Here is a 1,626-nt window from a genome sequence, read left to right as displayed (position 1 = left end):
CCCATTTCAATCCCTCGAATACAAATTTGCCCATGATCGAATTCAACAAGCTGCCTATTGCCTTATCCCCGAACCGGATAAACCGATCATTCATCAGCAACTTGGCAGACTCCTATTACAAACAACCACTTTAGATCAACAAGAGGAGAAAATCTTTGATGTTGTTAATCAACTCAATTTCAGCCTGCCACTGATTTCTAGTCAGTCTGAAAAAGATGAATTGGCTCAATTAAATCTCAAAGCGGGTCAAAAAGCCAAACTCTCGGCTGCCTATCAACCCGCTCTCAATTATTTGCAAACCGGAATCGAACTCTTAGCCCCGAATAGTTGGCAGCATCAATATTCTCTAACCCTCTCACTTTATGAAGAAGCTGCCGAAGTTGCCTATGTTAATACAGATATGGCTTTATTAGAACAATATATTCAAGAAGTTTTATCAAATACTAAAACGGTACTCGATCAAGTCAAAGTGTATCAATTAAAAATTAATACTTACATCTTTCAGGGCGAGTTTACTAAAGCGATTAATACAGGATTAGGTGTGCTGAAATTGCTAAAAGTTAGGTTACCCAAAAAGCCGAGTCAGCGTGATGTTTGGTGGGGATTACTACGGACGAAATTAGCCATTGGATTACGACCGATTTCCAGGTTTGTTGACCTGCCCTTAACTAGCGATCCTTACCCAAAAGCAGTCATGCGTCTCCTCTATGCAATTAGCACAGCTGCCTATATCACAACACCTAGATTACTATTGTTGATCATCTTTCATTACCTGAGCCTATCCCTGAAGTGGGGTAACCTTCCTGAATCTGCTTTTTGCGCTTATGGTAGCTACGGTGGAATGCTCTGTGGCTTGTTGCGAGACGTTGAGTTGGGCTATCAATTTGGTCAGCTTGCCCTGGAGGTAAGCTCCCACTTCAATGACAGGGCAGTTCAAGTGAGAACAGAGATGGTGGTTCTGGTTTTTATCCGCCATTGGGTAGAACCGGTTAAGGAAATCTTAAAGCCTCTGTTGGATGCCTATGCAGTTGCACTGGAAACCGGAGATTGGGAATATGCGGCTAATTGCGCCTACTACTACTGTGGCTACGCCTTTCTTAGTGGCTTGGAATTGACGCAACTTGACTCTGAGATGGGCAACTATACTCAAGCCATGTGTGAAATGGGGCAGACCTTCGTTGTTGAAGTCCAAGAGCGATGGCATCAGATGGTTTTGAATTTGCGGGGTCAAGGAGAAAATCCTTGTTCTTTAGTGGGTCAGGTTTTTGACGAACGGGTGGTGCTGCCTGTGCTACTGGAGCGATGTGATTGCGAAGCACTGGCTCACCTGTACTTTAGCAAAATGATGCTTTGCTTTTTATTTGGTCAAGCTTCGCAAGCCGCTGCTCATGCTGAACTTACTGAAGGGTATTTCGATGGGGGCACTGCTGTTCTAACGGTTCCCCATTTTTATTTTTATGATTCCCTGGTTCGCCTTGCATTGGTGATGGATGCAAAGAAATTGGAGCGTCAGCGTTTGCTCCAGAAAGTGCTTCGCAATCAGAAGAAGATGAAAAAATGGGCACATCATGCTCGGGTGAATAACTTGCAAAAGTATTTATTAGTGGAAGCTGAACGGTGTCGAGT

The 1,626-nt window shown here is 43.7% G+C and carries 1 pseudogene; it reads left to right on the top strand.

The features are described 5' to 3' along the window. Positions 1–1,626 (top strand): annotated as a pseudogene (locus tag PL11201_RS26680) (hypothetical protein); the annotation flags it as partial.

It is taken from the genome of Planktothrix sp. PCC 11201 (assembly GCF_900009135.1).
Classification (GTDB): domain Bacteria; phylum Cyanobacteriota; class Cyanobacteriia; order Cyanobacteriales; family Microcoleaceae; genus Planktothrix.
Note: the sequence above shows the minus strand (reverse complement) of the source record. Positions and strands in the feature narration are given on the sequence as shown.